The 17,141-nt window shown below is 72.5% G+C and carries 10 protein-coding genes; 4 read left to right on the forward strand and 6 right to left on the reverse strand.

Translation table 11 applies throughout. The annotated features are described in order from the left end of the window. The 4 genes from N5D62_RS06450 to N5D62_RS06465 all read right to left on the reverse strand — a co-directional run bounded on the left by N5D62_RS06450 (nt 1) and on the right by N5D62_RS06465 (nt 11,204). The gene (locus N5D62_RS06450; RefSeq protein ID WP_279756832.1) at nt 1-8,109 is read right to left on the reverse strand and encodes a hypothetical protein; all 8,109 of its coding nucleotides are present in this window, start codon (nt 8,107-8,109) and stop codon (nt 1-3) included. A 133-nt stretch (nt 8,110-8,242) separates the two neighbouring features. Next, nucleotides 8,243-9,265: a serine/threonine protein kinase gene (locus N5D62_RS06455; protein ID WP_279756833.1), complete on the reverse strand. Its 1,023-nt coding sequence runs from the start codon at nt 9,263-9,265 to the stop codon at nt 8,243-8,245. A 74-nt stretch (nt 9,266-9,339) separates the two neighbouring features. Next, nucleotides 9,340-10,266, reverse strand: coding sequence for a DUF2726 domain-containing protein (locus N5D62_RS06460; protein ID WP_279756834.1), 927 nt, complete (start codon nt 10,264-10,266; stop codon nt 9,340-9,342). 188 nt (nt 10,267-10,454) lie between these two features. Further along, nucleotides 10,455-11,204, reverse strand: coding sequence for a GNAT family N-acetyltransferase (locus tag N5D62_RS06465; protein ID WP_347881806.1), 750 nt, complete (start codon nt 11,202-11,204; stop codon nt 10,455-10,457). 238 nt (nt 11,205-11,442) lie between these two features. On the opposite strand from N5D62_RS06465, the gene rplM reads away from it, so the two are divergent. From rplM to erpA, 3 genes are all read left to right on the forward strand, one after another. Continuing rightward, a complete protein-coding gene (rplM, locus tag N5D62_RS06470) occupies nt 11,443-11,871 on the forward strand; it encodes a 50S ribosomal protein L13 (protein ID WP_067065533.1) in 429 nt (142 codons plus the stop codon). A gap of 9 nt (nt 11,872-11,880) precedes the next feature. Further along, on the forward strand, nt 11,881-12,273 hold the full coding sequence (gene rpsI / locus N5D62_RS06475) for a 30S ribosomal protein S9 (RefSeq protein WP_279756835.1): 393 nt from the start codon (nt 11,881-11,883) through the stop codon (nt 12,271-12,273). Between the two features lie 197 nt (nt 12,274-12,470). Further along, nucleotides 12,471-12,845, forward strand: a complete 375-nt coding sequence (erpA, locus tag N5D62_RS06480; RefSeq protein ID WP_279756836.1) for an iron-sulfur cluster insertion protein ErpA — start codon at nt 12,471-12,473, stop codon at nt 12,843-12,845. Between the two features lie 110 nt (nt 12,846-12,955). On the opposite strand, the gene N5D62_RS06485 is transcribed toward erpA, so the two are convergent. Beyond that, complete coding sequence (locus N5D62_RS06485) at nt 12,956-14,086, reverse strand: anhydro-N-acetylmuramic acid kinase (RefSeq protein WP_279756837.1); 1,131 nt, start codon at nt 14,084-14,086, stop codon at nt 12,956-12,958. A gap of 22 nt (nt 14,087-14,108) precedes the next feature. Then, nucleotides 14,109-15,494: a M23 family metallopeptidase gene (locus N5D62_RS06490; protein WP_279756838.1), complete on the reverse strand. Its 1,386-nt coding sequence runs from the start codon at nt 15,492-15,494 to the stop codon at nt 14,109-14,111. Between the two features lie 318 nt (nt 15,495-15,812). Between N5D62_RS06490 and tyrS the strand changes: the two genes are divergently transcribed. Further along, nucleotides 15,813-17,060: a tyrosine--tRNA ligase gene (tyrS, locus tag N5D62_RS06495; protein WP_279756839.1), complete on the forward strand. Its 1,248-nt coding sequence runs from the start codon at nt 15,813-15,815 to the stop codon at nt 17,058-17,060. The last annotated feature ends 81 nt before the right edge of the window (nt 17,061-17,141 follow it).

The raw sequence follows: 17,141 nt of genomic DNA on the forward strand, positions 1-17,141 counted from the left end.
TCAGGCCGGCACCGGCGGCGCGATCAGCGCCGCGGCCGAGCGGGCCGGGGAGGCGGTCGGGGTCGCGCCCGCGAGGAGCGCCGATCCGCCGCCTTCGACCGGCTCGAAGGCGGCCATCGCGTCGGTCAGCTTCAGGGCCCGGAGATGGATCGTGACCGCCGGCCCTTGGTCCGGCGTGACCCGCGCGATCGGCTGCGGCGTCCGGCCGCCCGGCGGCGCGGGTTCGTTGAACAGCGTCACGTGCCATCGCCCCTCGCGCCTGGCCGACGGCGGACCGGCCGATGCGTCGCCGCCTCCGCCGCCTCCGCCGTCGGCATCCGCATCCGCATCGGCATCGGCATCGGCGGCGCTGATGGCGGCGGCGCTGGTGGCGCCGGCGGTGGTGGTGGCGGCGGTGGCGGTGGCGGTGGCGGCGGTGGCGGTGGCGGTGGCGGCGGTGGCGGTCGTGGCGCTCCGGTTGCCCAGTTCGTCCTCGTTCAGCGCGCCCCAGCCGGGCGTCGCGGCGGGACGCGCCGGCACCCGCTGCGGCAGGCCGATCAGCCGGCGCATCGCCACGCGCGTGAGTCCGGCCTCGGTCCATCGCCCGCCTTCGCGGAACCGGAGGGCGACCAGCGGCGCCGCGTCGGGCTGCGAGGTGTCGTCCAGCCGCTCCCGCAGCTCATCCAGCACGACCTGGTCCCAGTCGTCCGACGCGCGCAGCACCGCGCGGTCGTCCTTCACCGTCACGCTGAAGGCCGCCTTCGCCAGGTCCAGCACCGGGGCGGACCGGCTGGCCTGGGGCCGGCGCCACGCGGTCTTGCCGCCCTGGCGCGTGAAGCGCAGGGCGGTGTCGTCGACCATCGTGTCGAGCCAGGGCTCGTCCGTTTCCGACACCAGCGCGTCGCGCACCAGCACGTCGGGGCCGTGGCGGTGACGGATGCGCAGGTCGGGGCCCTCGAGCGTCCCCAGCACGTCGCCCGGCTGCAGGTCGTCGAGGTCCACCGTGCGGGGCCCGCTGGCGAATTCCGGCGCCACCTCGATCGCCAGCACGCCGCGCCGGCTGAACGCCTCGATGCCGTCGAGGTCCACCGGCCGTCCGTTGCTCTGGACCAGGATGTGCCGGAGCGCCGCCGGGCCGTCGAGCAGCCCGCGCCGGCGCAGCCGCGTCAGGTCCGGATCCGACGCCGGCGCGTAGGGACGCGGCGTGCTCGACAAGGTGATCGTCAGGCCGCCGTCCTGGAACTGGTAGCGGATCTGGGAGCGCCCGATCCATCGGAAGCCGCCGGGGAACAGGTGCAGCTCCTCGAAGTCCACGTCGCGCCACGCGGGCGACAACTGGCTGATCCACCACCGCACCAGGCCGCTGGGGAAGGCCTGCGGCGTCAGCGCCGACGGCTGCCGCCAGGCCAGCGCGCCGAGCTCCGCGGCGCTGAGCGCGTTGACCGGGCCCAGGTAGGTCCAGTCGTCCGAGTTGGTCCCGTTGGTCGGGAAGGACGCGTAGCTGCGCAGGCCCGGCGCGTCCGGCGCCTCCTCCAGGCGGAACAGCTCGCCGCGGCCGCTGAACGGGTTGTCGTAGAAGTAGGCCTTGCCGGGCCGCGGATCGGCATCGGGCCGGCGCCACTCGCCGTAGGCGGCGGGCTCGAACACCTGCGCGCCCGGCACCGGCGGCCGGCGCAGCCGCAGGCGATCGGTCAGCAGCGCGGAGTCGCCGAGGTAGGACCAGGGCGATTCCTCGTCGTCGGCATCGGCCGGCGCCCACGGGCCCGACAGCGTCCGGCCGTCGCCGAGCAGCTGGTAATACAGCCGCCGTCCCGGCGTGCGCGGGTCGTCGAAGGCGACCACCTCGCCGGGGGAGACATGCATGGCCTCGGGCAGCGTGGACAGCGGCTCGCGCACCGGCAGCCAGTCCTCGACCAGGCGCATCAGTTCGGCGTTCTCGATCGCGTCGCGCGACAGCGGGCCGGTCTCGCGCGGACTGGCGCCCGGCGGCTGGCGGTCGGCGTAGGCCAGCGTGTCGGACAGGCGCTCCAGCAAGGCGGCGGTGGCGATCTCGCGCAGCTCGGCGCGCAGCGTGTCCTTCGCGCGCGCGTGCCGCGCCACCCAGAGGTCCAGCGGCGGGCCCGAGGCGACCAGCTGCTGCCGCCACAGCCGGGCGGTCATGGCGGTGATGCGGCCGGCCTCGTCCTCGGGCCGGGCGGCGACGGCGGCGTCGCGGGGCGGCATCCAGATGAGCCCGGGGCGGTCGGACAGGGCCGGATTCATGCTCTTGAACACGGTCAGCCCCTGCTGCAGCACCTCCTGCAGCAGGCGACGGGTCAGCGGCAGCCGGCCGTCGGCCCCCGGGGTCGACGCGGCGAGCACCTCCAGGCTGCGCGACAGCGGCGACTGCTCGATCGCCTCGCGGCGCCTGGCCGCGTCCAGCGGGACCGGCAGGCCGGTCGGGATCAACGCCCGCAGCCGCGTGGCCATCTGCCGCAGCGCCGATGCCGGCGCGCCATAGGGCTTGCCGGCGCCGTCGCGGGACACCGCCAGGCGCGTGGCGCCCGCGTCGACGTCCAGCTGCACGTCGAGTTCGTCGCGCAGCTGCCGCGCGATCCGTTCGGAGTCCGCCGCCGTGGCCGCCAGCGGGATCAGGGCGCCGGCCTTGGCGGACGCCGACGCCTTCAGCGCCGCCTCGACGGCCTGGCTCAGGCGCGCCAGGCGGGTGCGGCGTTCGACGCTCATCGCCACCGTCAGCCCCGGGACCGGCCGGCCGTCGCCCAGGCGGCCCGACACCCGCGCATGCAGCAGCAGCAGCGCCTGCGACGCCGCGCGCAGCAGGGTGGGCGAGGCGCGCAAGGGCGGCAGCCGCTTGCCTTCCCCGCTGAACTTGAGCGTGAGGCCCAGGCCCAGCTCGGCCAGGTCGACGCTCAGGTGCGGGTCGCTGTCCAGCGACAGGTCGCCCTGGGGCCGGTCGAGCCGCAGGCGCTCCACCCGCGCCCACAGCCGCAGCAGCACCTCGTCCACCGGTCCGTCGTCGCGGTGCCGGCGCGGCGCCGTGCTCCACGGCGCGCGCAGGCTCAGCCGCACATGGGCCTGGCCGGCCTCCTGCGGCCAGCCCTCGGGCCAGGGCCCCGCCAGCGCCCGCGCGCCGGCCAGGCCGGTGACGAAGCGCGTGAGCCGGGACGCCGTCCAGTGGGGGTTGCGGCGCAGCCAGCGCAGCACCGTCCGTTCGCCGCTGCGGTCCAGCAGCAGCGGCTCATGGCGGAAGTCGCCCGCGGCGGCGTCGTAGCGGAAGCTCACCGGCGCGAGGTGCGGGTAGGTCGCCTCGTAGGTCGCCACCGCGTCGCGGCCCGCGATCGTCATCCGCGCGCCTTCCTGCGTCAGGTGGATCCACTGCCCGGTGCCCGCCGTCGTCCCCGGCCCGGCCTTCCCCTTGGCCTTGGCCTTGGCGTTGGCGTTGGCGTTGGCGTCGGCCTTGGCGTCGGCCGCCGCCGGCCGGTACAGCGCGGCCCGCGTGCCCCCGACGAGCACGGCCTCGCCGGTGTCCCGGAACAGGCTGCCGCTCAACTGCCGGCCGTCGACGGTGGCGGACAGCTGCACGACGCCGGTGTTGGCCAGCCGGCGCCCGAGGGAGCCCTCGGCGCCGTCGGCCGCGCCGATCGCCTGGAGCACCTCGGCGATCCGGGTGGCGGGCATCGGCGAGTTCGCCGTCTTCAACTCGCCCAGGTGGACCACCAGGGCCTCGCGCGCCATCGCCGCGCCGATGGACACGCCGACCTGGGGCTGGTCCGGGTCGACGATGAACAGCGTCGGCGTGCTCGCGCCTTCGAAGCGGATCTCCTGCCCGCCGATCCGCAGGCCGCCGGTGCCGCCCTCCAGGAACTCGACCACCGTCTTGCCGCTGAGCGCGTGCCGTGCCGCGATGGTCCAGTGTTCGGCGGCGGCACCCGACGCGACGAGGGTCAGCGGCAGCCCGGGCCGGCCGTCGACGATGAACGACAGCGTGCAGCGGCCGCCGCCGCCGACGATCCGGTAGTGGACCTGGTCCGGATCGAAGGGCCGGATCCGGTGCGGGCCGCCGACGCGGTAGTCCTGGAAGGTGAAGGTGGCCTCCGAGCTCGACGGCGACGGCAGCGCCAGCGCGCGGGTCGCGCCGTCCAGGACGACGTCCACCGTGGTGGCCTGGGCGCGATAGCGCCAGAGGTCCGCCGATTTCGTGAAGCTGCTCGAGGTGATGTATTCGCCGACGAAGCGGTGGCCGCTGTTCTCGGTGATCCGCTGCGCCACCGGGTCGTCCAGCGTCACGAAGCCGCCGCCGATGCGCGACGGCGAATAGCCCTCGTGATCGATCTCCCAGCGCGGCGGCGCGCGCAGCAGCAGCACCGCCGCGGGGTCGCGCCAGGCCGCTTCCATCGGCCGCTCGGGGCGCTCCGGCCAGGCCTCGGTCCGCATCATTGCCCACAGGTCGCGATGCTGGCCGGCCCGGGCGACTTCCGCCTGCCGGTCCGAGCCGTCGGCGATGTCCCACTGGTGCCACGGCCCCCCGACCATCAGCCGGTACAGGTGGAGCCGGTGCAGCGCCGAGCTGCCGACGGTCGACGGCGCGAAGTGCACGGTGCCGGCGGCGAAGTCGATGCGCGACAGCGCGGCCCAGCCGTTGACCGCCAGCAGCGTGCCGCCCGGCCGGCCGTCGAGGGACGCGAACGCCTTCGTGACCAGCGGGTGGAGGAAACCGGCCTCGATCCGATGAAGGGGCGCGAGGTTGCGGCGCAGCCGGGCGGTCTCGCCGGAGACGGCGTCGTGCAGGTACTCGACGCCCAGGATCAGGCCGCTGGTCGGGACCATCAGCGCGGACGCGGCCGCGGCGATCGTGGCCTCGCCGATCGCTTCCGCGCCGGCGGCCAGGCCCGCCTGGCCGAGCTGCAGCAGGTCGCCGCCCACGCGCAGCGCGGCCCGGGTCCGGACCTCCGGCTGGCGGGCGCGCAGCAGCGCCCGCAGGTCCAGGCCGGTCAGGCCCACCTGCGCGACCAGGCCCGCGGCGCGCAGCACCCCGGTCACCCGGGCCAGCCGCGCGGCCGCGCGGTCGGCGCCGGCGCTGTCGGCCAGCAGCTGGCGCACGCCCTGCGCGAGCGCCGTCGCATCGGCGCCGGCCTGCAAGCCGCCCGACGCCGCCGCCAGGCCCAGCACGCCCTTCTGGTAGGAGGACGCCTCCGCGTCCTGGCCGGACAGGTCCCGCAGCGAGGTCGCCAGCAGCGCGGGCCCCAGCAGGTCGGGGCCGGCCATGTCGCGCGCGGCGACGTCGCCGGCCGTCTCGCGCGGCGGGCCCCAGTCCTCCCGCATCAGCTCGCGCAGCATCGCGAATCCCCGTCGCAGCGTGCTGGCGCGCGATCGACCGGACGCGGTGGTCCGCAGGAGGGCGGTCTTCCCGGTCAGGCGCATGTGGCTGAGCTGCAGGTCGCCGTTGGCCAGCTCCTCGGCCACCGGCAGCAGGTACCAGCCCGCGCGCCGCTCCTGGCGCACCACCTGGCGGAAGAGGAACTGCAGCTCCACCAGTTCGCTCTCGAAGGCCGAGCGGCGCAGCTGCCGCAGCCGGGTCGGCGCGGCGAGTTCCTCGGCGGTGCCGTCCGACCCGGCGCTTTCTGGCGTGGCGGTGGTGTCGGACGAGTCCGTCGCGCAGCACACCGGGCCGCTCCACTCGACCATGTCGCCGGCCGGGTAGCGGTCGCGGGATCGCACCTCCCCGCTGTCGGCATCGGTCCAGAACACCCGGGCGGTCCCGGCGCCGCGGCGCGTCTTCGGTCCGCCCGGATAGGGCTCCGTGCGGCGCACCAGCGACCAGCGGCCCAGCTGGCCCACGAGGTAGTCCACGTAGACCGTCGTCTCCATGCCGGGGCGGGCCCAGCGCGCCCTGGAGGCGCCCGCGGTGAAGGTCGTGCCGAAGCTGCCCGCGATGGCGCGGCTCTCCAGCGCGCAGCCCATCACCTCGGTGCTCTCGACGCGCGGCAGCGGCCGTCCGGGCCTTGCCCGCCGGAACACGTCGTCGACGGTCTCCACGGTGCGCGTCGCCGTCAGGCCGCCGATCAGGCGCTCCTTGGTCCGCCACGAGGTGCCGCCATGGCCGCTGATGTAGAGCTTCGGCCGCGCGCCGTCGGGCATGTTCAGCAGCAGCGCCTGGCCGCGGACGAAGCGGAAGTCGCCCCGGCGGTCGACCTGGATCCAGATCAGGTCGCGCGGGAACTGGCGGCTCAGCGTGACGCCGAAGCGGTACATCGACTGGTCGTCCTGGACCTGCATGAAGATCCGCGGCGTGTCGCCGCGCGCGGTCGGCGCCACGTCCGGGGGCATCGGGTACATCGAGCTGTACTCGCTCCACTGGGCCAGCGGCGTGGCCTTGGCCTCGGAGAAGGCGTCGTCGCCGAAGAGGGCGCGCACGGTCGCCTCGCCGTGCGGGTCGATGCGCCATTCGCCGTCGACGCGGCGCGCGACCTCGATCCCGCCCACCTTGACGGTGTCGCCCGCGAGCGCGATGGCCGCCGGCAGCCGCTCGAAGCGGAACGGCAGGTCGTCCTCGAACATCGCGACGCACAGCGCGTCCAGCAGCGCCAGTTCGTCGTCCTGGCGCGCCTGGGCCAGCACGTCGGTCGCGCCGGCCTCGGCCAGCGGCGTGAAGCGGACGACCATCTCCTGGCGCACGTCCCCCAGCGCGGTGAAGCGGACCTGGCCGGCGGCGCGGTCCAGGTGCTGCGTCACGTCGGACGCGAGCGCGCCGAGGATCCGCAGCGGGCGCGTCTCGTCGGCCAGCGGCAGGCCGTCGGGCGCCAGCGCCAGGACCGGGCCGAGCAGCGGCGTCACCGCCGTCCGCATGCCCGCCGCGACGCCGGTGTGGAGGTCCTTGCGGGCCGCGGCGCCGGGCGCGACCGCGCCCCATTGGTCGCTGTCGGTGGCGCTGTAGCCGGCGCCCAGCGAGTCCCAGGACGCGTCGGCGGCCGGCGCGCGGCGCAGGAACACCGGCGCGGCGACGATGCCGTCGCGGCTCAGCCGCCGCATCGGGCCGGACAGGCCGCGCAAGGCCGCCAGGCGGGCCAGCGTCTCGCTCTCGGACGCCCGGGCCATGGCGGCGACCAGGTCGAGGTCCACCCGCAGGCGATCGCCGCTGAGTTGGGCCGCGGCGATCTTCGCGGCCAGCGCGGCGGTGGCGCGCCGCACCTGCCAGGCGGGGGTGTCCAGCGAGGTGTCGGGCTCCGCGCGGCTGGCGTATTCCTCGGCGATGTCGTGCAGCGCGCCCGCGCCGGCCACCAGCGCCAGCACCACCATCGCGTCGGCGCGCTGCACCCGCGCGCCGTCCAGCAGGCCGCTCGCGGCCAGCCGGCCGGCCACCGCCGGCGCCACCACGCCGTAGGGCGCGCCCTGCATGTCGACGACGTTGGACAGCTTCTGCGGCTTGAGGATCTGTTCGTCGAAGGAGCCGCGCCGGGCGCCGTCGCCGAGCGCGTCGGTGAAGCGGCCGTTCAGCAGGCTGTCGGCCACGCGCCGGGCGACGCGGTCCAGGAAGGCGAGTTCCTGCTCGCCGATGCGCGCGTCGGGCAGTTCGGCCGCGAGCGCGAGGTGGATGCGCCGCGCCAGCGCGTCGCCCACGGCGGGATCGGGGACGTCCGGCGCCGTCCAGCCGGCCATGACGGCATCGACGGTGGCGAGGATCACGCGCAGCCGGCCGCGCTCGGACCGGGGCGTGGGCACCGTCGCGGGCAGCACCTGGAAGCGGGGGCGGGGCGGCGTCGCGTCCGGCGGCGTGGTCGGGGACGCGGGGCTGGCCGGGCTGGCGGGACTGGCGAGGGTGGCCGAGCTGGCTGGGCTGGCTGGGCTGGCGGGACTGGTCGGGCTGTCCGGGGTGGCCGGGCTGGCTGGGGTGTCCGGCGACGTGGAGGAACCGGCCGCGTCGGTGGGGCTCGCAGAGGTGTCCAGCGTCGCGGCGTCCGTCAGGCCGGCGGGGGTTCGCGGCGGCGTGGACGGCGGCGACAGCGCGTCCAGGTCGTCGAGGTCGGGCGGTAGCTGCGGCGGCGTGGAAACCGGCGGGGACTGCGGCGGGAATTGGGGCGGGGACTGGCGCGGGTTGACGTTCGCGTCCGGCGGGACGGGGGTTTGCGGCATGGTCGGTCGGCGGGGAGGTCGGGGCCGCTCAGTGCCCCGTCGCCGCCGTTGTGCCGTCCCGTCGTGCCGTCCCGTCGCGCCGCTTCTTCGCGCCGCTCCTTCGCGTCGGTGTCAGCCGCCGCCGCGGGGACTGTCAGTCGAGGAAGGCCGGCCCGCCGTCGCCGCGCTCGGCCGCCTCGCGCATCGCCTCGAGCTGCTCGCGCAGCTTCACGACCTGGTCGCTCCAGTAGTTGGGCGTGCCGAACCACGGGAAGGCCATCGGGAAGGCCGGATCGTCCCAGCGCCGCGCCAGCCAGGCGCTGTGGTGGATCATCCGCTGCGTGCGCAGCGCCTCGACCAGGCGCAGCTCGCGCCAGTCGAATTCGCGCACGCTCTCGTAGCCGTCGAGCAGCGCGTCGAGTTGTCGCCGCGCCGCCTCGGGCTCGCCCGACAGCAGCATCCACAGGTCCTGCACCGCGGGGCCCTGCGCGGCGTCGTCGAGGTCGACGAAGTGCGGCCCCTTGTCGGGCGTCCACAGGATGTTGCCGGGGTGGCAGTCGCCATGCAGGCGCAGCACGCGGCGGTCGGGCAACCGGTCGAAGGCGGCGTCGATCGCGTCGATGCAGCGCGCCGCCGCGTCATGCCAGTTCGCCGAGAGCTCGGGCGGCAGCGTGTCGTGCGCGCGCAGCCAGTCGCGCGCGTCGCGCGCCGGGGCCGCGCTGTTCCACGACAAGCGCTCGCGGAAGGGCTCGCCCGCGCCGACGTCGTGCAGCCGCGCCAGGAAGCGCCCGATCCAGCGCAGCACCTCGGGATCCTCGAGCTCGGGCGCGCGGCCGCCCTGGCGCGGCGTCACCGCGAAGCGCTGGTCCTCGAAGTGACCCAGCGTGCCGGTGACGCCGTCGACCGTCAGCGCCAGCGGCGCGACCACCGGCACCTCGGCCTCGGCCAGCGCGCGGGCGAAGGCGTGTTCCTCCAGGATCTGCGCGTCGCTCCAGCGCCCGGGCCGGTAGAACTTCGCGACCACCGCCGCGCCGTCCTCCAGGTGGGCCAGCAGCACGCGGTTCTCGTAGGAGTTCAGCTGCAGCAGCCGGCCGTCGGGCCGCAGGCCGGCGTGCTCGAGCGCGTCCAGCATCCGTTCGGGCGTGAGGAGGCCGAAGCCGGGCGGGAAATCAGTCATCGAAGGCGGGGCGGAAACGACGACGGCGCCGAAGCGCCGTCAGGTCCACCAGGAAAGCGGGCAGGGCGCGTAGCTTAGCGCCGCCCGTAACGCGGCGAGTCGACGACCACGCCGCCGATGTCGGGGTCGGGCACGTCGCCCGGCAGCGTGGGGAAGTCGCGGCCGAACTGGGAGTCGCGGTACTGCGGCTCGCGCGCCTGGGGATCGCGCAGCTGCGAGTCGCGGAAGCCCGACGGGTCCGGCGCGCCGGCGCGCGGGCGGTAGCCGCGGGCGCGCGGCTCGGCCGGCGGCAGCGGCGACAGCGCCGAGTGGGTCGTGTCGCCGCCGTAGGCGTCGTAGCGGCTGTCGGGCGCGAAGAAGGAATCGCTGAACACGGGCGAGTCGTTCCACAGCGTGTTGCGCGCCGTCGGCGCGGCCGGGGCGCCGCGTCGCGCGGGAGCGGCCGGGGCGCTCGGCGCGTGGGCGACGCCGTGGCCGGCGCGCGGCATCGCGGCCATGCCGGCGCGGCTGCCCTGGTTGCTGTAGGGCACCAGCAGCTGCAGCTCGGTCGCGCTGGGCAGGTTGTCCACGGAGGACCGCAGGTAACGGATGCGGCAGGCCGCCAGCACCGCCTGCTTGATCTGCAGGCTGCGGGCGGAGCCGGCGCGTTCGGTCTCGATGTCGATGGCCGCCAGCACGCGGCCGTTGGGGCTGCAGATCGCGAAATTCACGCTGATGCCGCCCAGCAGCTCATACCAGTAGCGCACGTCGCGGGCCTCGGTCGGCTGGCAGAAGCGCACCATCGGCAGCTTGCACATCACGACGTGGTGCGGCAGCGCCTCGCGCAGCAGGCGGAACACGCGGCGCTCGTCGGCGCTGAAGACCGGGCGCGGGCTCAGCGACCATTCGCTGGGCAGCGGCTTGCGCTCCCGGCGCGGACGCCGCAGCAGCAGCGCGGCGAGCAGGCCCACCACGGCCAACGCCGACAGTCCCGCGATGATCCACGGCAGCGTGTTCTGCATATCCCAACGAGCTGGAGAGGAGAGGCGCCTCGGGCGCCAGGCGGTCGCGCGGCGGTGTCGACCACGGCGGACTACCGTGCACCGTACCGGCGATGCGCGCGAATGTAGCGGAAACTCGTTACAAAATGCATCCGCATTCCCCCCTGGAATCGGGTGGGGGCGCCGCGAATAAACCGGCGGATGTGCGATCAGCGTTTCGGGTCGTCGTCCGAGCGGTCGCGGACCTTGCGGATGCGCGACTTGACCTCGGCGACGCCGTCCAGGAACTCGCCGACGGTGCGCATGTGGCGCTTGAACTGGAAGTCCCATTCCGCCATGTGGCGCTCCAGGGCCTCGTCCACGTGGGAGGAGACCGAGTCCGGCGGCAGCCGCAGCCAGGCTTCGGACTCGCCGCCGTCGCGCTCGACGGTCGCCCCGGCGTTGCGGGCGATCTTCAGCATCGGGGCGTTCTCGCTGAGCGCGTGGATGAACAGCGTGTCGATGCCGCGGTTGCGGGCGTGCAGCGCGGCGCGCTCGAACAGCCGCCGGCCGAAGCCCTTGCCCCGGGCCGTGGTGGCGACGGAGACGCCGAACTCGGCCATCGCGGGGCGGCCCTTGATCTGCGGCGCCGGCGCGTAGGCCAGGTGGGCCACGGCGATCAGCTGCAGCCGGCGGTTGAAGATGCCCAGCACCTCGTCGCGGACGAAATCCAGGCCGGTGACGTATTTCTCGATCTGCTCGTCGCGCGCCGGGTAGCCGAAGCGCAGGTAGCGGTCGCGCTCGCCCAGCGCCAGCAGGTGCTGCAGGATGCGCTTGCGGTGGCGCCGCCCCAGCGAGCGGATCGGCACCCAGCCGGTCCAGCGCGCCAGCATCGACCGCGGGCTCCAGCGCGAGCGCGGACCCTCGTCGGCCGGGGCGGGCGAGGGGCGCTTGGCGTGGGGGTCGGGCGGGGTCGGCATGGCGATGCGGCGATGGGCCTCGGATGCTAGCGGCGTTCCGGGGAGAAACGGTGTCCGGGAGGGGCCGGGCGGGCCCTGATTTGGCCTTTCCAGGGGTTTCTGCTAGACTCGCCGGCTTTCCCGTTTCCAAGGCAGCGGGGGAACGTCCGTGAGAGGCCGCGCGATTCACATCGCCCACAAGCGTGCACCGAGCGAACGAGGGCAGATCGCCCGGAATCAAGCCTTTTGAAAGAACCTCATGAAGACCTTCAGCGCCAAGCCGGCCGAAGTGACGCACGAGTGGTTTGTGATTGACGCCACCGACAAGGTGCTCGGACGTGTTGCCAGCGAAGTGGCACTCCGTTTGCGCGGCAAGCACAAGGCCATCTACACGCCTCACGTCGACACCGGTGACTTCATCGTCATCATCAACGCCGAGAAGCTCCGCGTCACCGGCAACAAGGCCACGGACAAGGTGTACTACCGTCACTCGGGTTTCCCGGGCGGCATCTACGCCACCAAGTTCAAGGACATGCAAGCCAAGCATCCGGGCCGCGCCCTGGAAAAGGCCGTCAAGGGCATGCTGCCCAAGGGTCCGCTGGGCTACGCGATGATCAAGAAGCTGAAGGTGTACGCGGGCGACACGCATCCGCACACCGCCCAGCAGCCCAAGGCTCTGGAAATCTAAGGAGCGGAGATGATCGGAAACTGGAACTACGGTACCGGCCGTCGCAAGTCGTCTGTGGCTCGTGTCTTCATCAAGAAGGGCACTGGCCTGATCACCGTCAACGGCCGCTCGATCGAGCAATATTTCGGCCGTCAGACGTCGATCATGATTTCTCGCCAGCCCCTGCTGCTGACGAACAATGGCGAAGCCTTCGACATCAAGATCAACGTGCACGGCGGCGGCGAGTCCGGCCAGGCCGGTGCCGTCCGCCTGGGCATCACCCGCGCGCTGATCGACTACGACGCGGCCCTGAAGCCCGAACTGAGCCGCGCCGGCTTCGTCACGCGTGACGCGCGTGAAGTCGAGCGTAAGAAGGTCGGTCTGCACGGCGCCCGTCGTCGGAAGCAGTTCAGCAAGCGCTGATCGACTTCTGTTCGCTGGTGGAATCCGGGTTGGGATTCCGCCGGCGACAAAGCTCTGCACAAGGCCGCTGGGTTCAGCGGCCTTGTTTTTTATGCGGCCGGCTGCACCTCCTGCCGAAGGGGCTATCCCCAAGCGTCTACCGGATGGCGGACGCTTTGAGATAATTCCGCCATTCCTCCGACACAACAGGATCCAAGATGAGCGCAGTCCTCGAAACCCAAACCACCGGCATGGGCGACATGCCGGCTCCGCTGGTCTTCACCGACAGCGCGGCCGAGAAGGTGCGCGAGCTGGTGCTGGAAGAAGGCAATCCTGAGCTGAAGCTGCGCGTGTTCGTGCAGGGCGGCGGTTGCTCCGGTTTCCAGTACGGATTCACCTTCGACGAGGCGGTGAACGACGACGACACGCAGATGGCCAAGAACGGCGTGACGCTGCTGATCGACGCGATGAGCCTGCAGTACCTGGTCGGTGCCGAGATCGACTACAAGGAAGACCTGCAAGGCGCGCAGTTCGTGATCAAGAACCCGAATGCCCAAACCACCTGCGGTTGCGGCTCGAGCTTCTCGGTCTGAGCGCCGAACGCGCGGCCTGTTCCGCGCTGAATGACAGAGACCGCCTTCAGGCGGTCTTTTCATTTCCGGGTCGCGCGTGGTGCGCCGGGATCCGCTGGGGACTTCGGCGATCAGGCCGGCGTGTAGCTGCCCAGCACCCGCGGGCCCGAGGCACCGGTGGCGGCCGGCAGGTTGCCCGGCAGCCCGCGCACATGCCGCATCGCCAGCCACGCGAAGGCCGCCCCCTCGACCTGCATCGGCGGCAACCCCTTGCTGTCGGTCGTGCGGACCTGCGTCGAGGGAAGCAGCGCCTGCAGGCGCTTCAGCAGCGTGTCGTTGAAGGCGCCGCCGCCACAGACCAGCAGTTCGCGCCAGGCGCCCGGCGCGAAGGCCGCCAGGCTGTCGACGACGCAACGGGCGCTCAGCTCGAGCAGCGTGGCCTGCGTGTCGACCGCGGACAGCCCCGCGGCGTGGGTCGCGATGGCCTCGTCCAGCCAGCCGAGGTGGAACAGGTCTCGCCCGGTGCTGCGCGGCGGAGGCTGGCGGAAGTAGGGTTCGGCCAACAGCGCCTCGAGCAGCCCCGCATGCACGTGGCCTTGCGCCGCCCATTGCCCGCCGGCGTCGTAGCTCGCGCCCTGATGGCGATGGATCCAGCCGTCCATCAGACAGTTGCCCGGCCCGCAGTCGAAGCCGCCACTGCGGCCGTCCGCCCACAGCAGGCTGACGTTGCTGATGCCGCCGACGTTCAGCACGACGACATCCGCGCCATCCTCCGCCAGCACCGCGCGATGGAAAGCCGGCACCAACGGCGCGCCTTGCCCGCCGGCGGCGATGTCGCGCCCGCGCAGGTCGTGGACGACCGAGATGCCGCTGAGTTCGGCCAGCAGCGGCGCGTTCAGCAGCTGCAACGTGAAGCCGGTGCCGTCGAACTCGCCGGGGCGATGTCGCACCGTCTGCCCATGCGCGCCGAGCGCGCGGATCTGCTGCGGCACCAGGCGCTGCGAGGTCAGCAGCGAGCGGCACACCTGCGCATAGGCCCGCGCGACCGCGTTGGCGGCCAGCGCCGCGCGCTGCAGTTCATGGTCGGTCGGGCTGTTGAGAGCGAGCAACTCGGCGCGCAATTCCGCGCCGAATGCTTCATAGCCATGGGCGAGGGCGCGAACCCGCCCATCGGGCTCGGCGCTCAGGAGCACCGCGTCGACGCCGTCGAGCGAGGTGCCGGACATCAGTCCGATGTAGCGCTCGGCGCCGGGCGTCGTCATGGCCGGGCGGGGCGCGGCCGGCTTACTCGCCGACGACGCCTTCGTTGATCGAGGCGGCGGCCTCGAGCTGCACCTTGGCGCTGGCGACCTGCGACTTGAAGGCGGCCTTGGCGGTCGCGGGCAGGGTCACGGCCTCGGAGGCGCGGGCGATCACGCGCGGATCCTGCTGCTTGCCGTTGACGCGGAACTCGAAGTGCAGGTGCGGGCCGGTGGCCCAGCCGGTCGCGCCGACGGCGCCGATCTTCTGGCCCTGCTCGATCTTCTGGCCCTTCTTGACGTCGATGCGGCTCAGGTGCGCGTAGACCGTCATGCGGTTGCCGCTGTGCTTGAGCTGGATCACGTTGCCGAAGCCGTTCTGCCAGCCGGCGAACTCGACGTTGCCGTCGCCGACGCTGCGCACCGCGGTGCCGGTGGGCGCGCCGTAGTCGATGCCCTGGTGCTGGCGCCAGGTCTGCAGGATCGGGTGGAAGCGCATCGCGAAACCGGAGGTCACGCGCGAGAACTCCATCGGGCTGGCCAGGAACGAGCGGCGCTTGCTCTCGCCGTCGAAGCCGTAGTAGTTGCCCTTGCCGGTGGCCGAGTCGCGGAACCAGACCGACTGGTAGCTCTTGCCGGCGTTGACGAACTCGGCGGCCAGCAGGCGGCCCGAGCGGTTGCCCCAGGTGATGGGTTCGCCGTCGGCGGTCAGCGTCTCGTAGACCATCGAGAAGCGGTCGCCCTTGCGCAGCTCGCGATGGAAGTCGATGTCGCCGGAGAACATGTCCGCCAGCTGCGTGGCGATCGCGTCGGGCACGTTGGCCTCGTCGGTCGCGGCGAACAGCGACGACTGGATCGTGCCGCTGCCCAGGCGGGTCTGCGCCTCCAGCGGCACCGTCTCGAGCTTGGAGACGAAGGTGTCGCCCTGGCGGGTGATGCTCAGGCGGGTGAAGTGGGTGTCCAGTTGCTCGGCCGACTCGGCGGCGTAGCGGGCGACCAGGCTCTGCACCTCGCCGCTGGCGGTCGCGACGACCTGCACGCGCTTGCCGACGCGGCCGGACAGCAGCTTCTTGGCGGTGTCGTCGCTGCGCAGGAACGCGGCCGCGGCGGCGTCGAACGCGCCCATGCGCTTGAGCAGCGAATCGGCGGTGTCGGCGGCGCGGGTCAGTTCGCTGCGGGAGAGGCCGGGATCGAACGCGGCCAGCTCGGCCAGTTGCTCGTCCAGCGATTGCAGCGGGATGGATTCGTTGACGACGCGTTGCGGAAGGTCCGCCGCGTCAGGGGCCATCGGCGCGACGCCGAAGGCGGTCACGGCGAAACAGCTCAGGACACCGACGACGGTGCCGGTCAAGGCGCGTGGGTGCCTGGCGGCGAAGGATTCGGCGCGAGCGAGCGTGCGCTGCACGCGCTGCCATTCGTCAGTCCAATTCATCACGCGCCAAAGACCTTCTTTCTGGAGCCTGGGGACCGCCATCCGCCGCCACGCCGGTAAAAGCGCGTGGCTCGAATGGCCCGGACCGGCGATTCACCGCCCTGTAAAGCGAAGGACGCCCGCCTGGGGCGTCCCGATGCTGCGAAGAGCGTCCACTAGAATCGCCGTTTTGCGTTGCAGCGTCCGATCAGGCATGTGAATTGCCCTCCTGGCGCCCCGCAAAAACAGCCGGCAGTATACCGGCCGCGTCGGGTAACGAATGCAAGAAAACCCGATAAATCAAGACTTTACGCAAGCCCGTGCGGGTTCTGAAGTGCCATGTCTGATATCCGAACCGAGACCTCGTCGACCGCCGAATTTCCGATCACCGACCGGGTCCGTCATGCGCTGCAGCAGTCGCTGCGCGGCTGCGAGGAACTGCTGCCGCAGGACGAGTGGCTGAAGAAGCTGGCGCGGTCCGAGGCGACCGGGCAGCCGCTGCGGATCAAGCTGGGCCTGGACCCGACGGCGCCCGACATCCACATCGGTCACACGGTGGTGCTCAACAAGATGCGCCAGCTGCAGGACCTGGGGCACCAGGTGATCTTCCTGATCGGGGACTTCACCTCGATGATCGGTGACCCGTCGGGCCGCAACGCGACGCGTCCGCCGCTGACGCCGGAGCAGATCAAGCACAACGCCGAGACCTATTACAAGCAGGCCAGCCTGGTGCTGGACCCGGCGCGCACCGAGATCCGCTACAACAGCGAGTGGTCCGACCCGCTGGGCGCGCGCGGCATGATCCAGCTGGCCGCCAAGTACACGGTGGCGCGGATGATGGAGCGCGACGACTTCACCAAGCGTTACGCGGCCGGGACGCCGATCTCGGTGCATGAGTTCCTCTACCCGCTGATGCAGGGTTATGACTCGGTGGCGCTGAAGTCGGACCTGGAGCTCGGCGGCACGGACCAGAAGTTCAACCTCCTGATGGGGCGGCACCTGCAGGCCGAGTACGGCCAGGAGCCGCAGTGCATCCTGACGATGCCGCTGCTGGAGGGCCTGGACGGCGTCGAGAAGATGTCCAAGTCCAAGAACAACTACGTGGGCATCACCGAGCCGGCCAACGGCATGTTCGCCAAGATCCTGTCGATCAGCGACGTGCAGATGTGGAAGTGGTTCGACCTGCTGAGCTTCAAGTCGATCGAGGAGATCGCGGCGCTGAAGCGGGAGATCGAAGGCGGTCGCAACCCGAAAGAAGCGAAGGTGATGCTGGCCAAGGAGATCACCGCGCGCTTCCACAGCGCGCAGGCGGCGGAGGAGGCCGAGGCCGACTTCAACAACCGGGCCAAGGGCGGCATTCCCGACGACATTCCCGAGGTGGCGTTGAGCGGCGCGCCGATCGGCGTCGCGGCGCTGCTGAAGGCGGCGAACCTGGTGCCGTCCACGAGCGAGGGCAACCGGATGATCGAGCAGGGCGGCGTGCGCATCGATGGCACGACGATCAGCGACAAGGGCCTGAAGGTCGAGGCCGGCACCATGGTGCTGCAGGTGGGCAAGCGCAAGTTCGCGCGCGTCACGCTGAGCTGACCCCACCCCCGCACCCAACGAAAACGGGAGGCCAAGGCCTCCCGTTTTGCATGAAGTCAGCGAGCGGTCCCGGGCCCGGAA

Source organism: Mitsuaria sp. GD03876, from assembly GCF_029840635.1.
In the GTDB taxonomy this organism is placed as follows: Bacteria; Pseudomonadota; Gammaproteobacteria; order Burkholderiales; family Burkholderiaceae_C; genus Roseateles.

Excerpts from the sequence above, each read along its gene's own strand:
- N5D62_RS06450 (WP_279756832.1), bottom strand. The coding sequence starts at position 8,109 with ATGCCGCAAACCCCCGTCCCGCCGGACGCGAACGTCAACCCGCGCCAG.
- erpA (WP_279756836.1), top strand. The coding sequence starts at position 12,471 with ATGAGCGCAGTCCTCGAAACCCAAACCACCGGCATGGGCGACATGCCG.
- N5D62_RS06455 (WP_279756833.1), bottom strand. The coding sequence starts at position 9,265 with ATGACTGATTTCCCGCCCGGCTTCGGCCTCCTCACGCCCGAACGGATG.
- N5D62_RS06485 (WP_279756837.1), bottom strand. The coding sequence starts at position 14,086 with ATGACGACGCCCGGCGCCGAGCGCTACATCGGACTGATGTCCGGCACC.
- N5D62_RS06460 (WP_279756834.1), bottom strand. The coding sequence starts at position 10,266 with ATGCAGAACACGCTGCCGTGGATCATCGCGGGACTGTCGGCGTTGGCC.
- N5D62_RS06490 (WP_279756838.1), bottom strand. The coding sequence starts at position 15,494 with ATGAATTGGACTGACGAATGGCAGCGCGTGCAGCGCACGCTCGCTCGC.
- N5D62_RS06465 (WP_347881806.1), bottom strand. The coding sequence starts at position 11,204 with ATGCCGACCCCGCCCGACCCCCACGCCAAGCGCCCCTCGCCCGCCCCG.
- tyrS (WP_279756839.1), top strand. The coding sequence starts at position 15,813 with ATGTCTGATATCCGAACCGAGACCTCGTCGACCGCCGAATTTCCGATC.
- rplM (WP_067065533.1), top strand. The coding sequence starts at position 11,443 with ATGAAGACCTTCAGCGCCAAGCCGGCCGAAGTGACGCACGAGTGGTTT.
- rpsI (WP_279756835.1), top strand. The coding sequence starts at position 11,881 with ATGATCGGAAACTGGAACTACGGTACCGGCCGTCGCAAGTCGTCTGTG.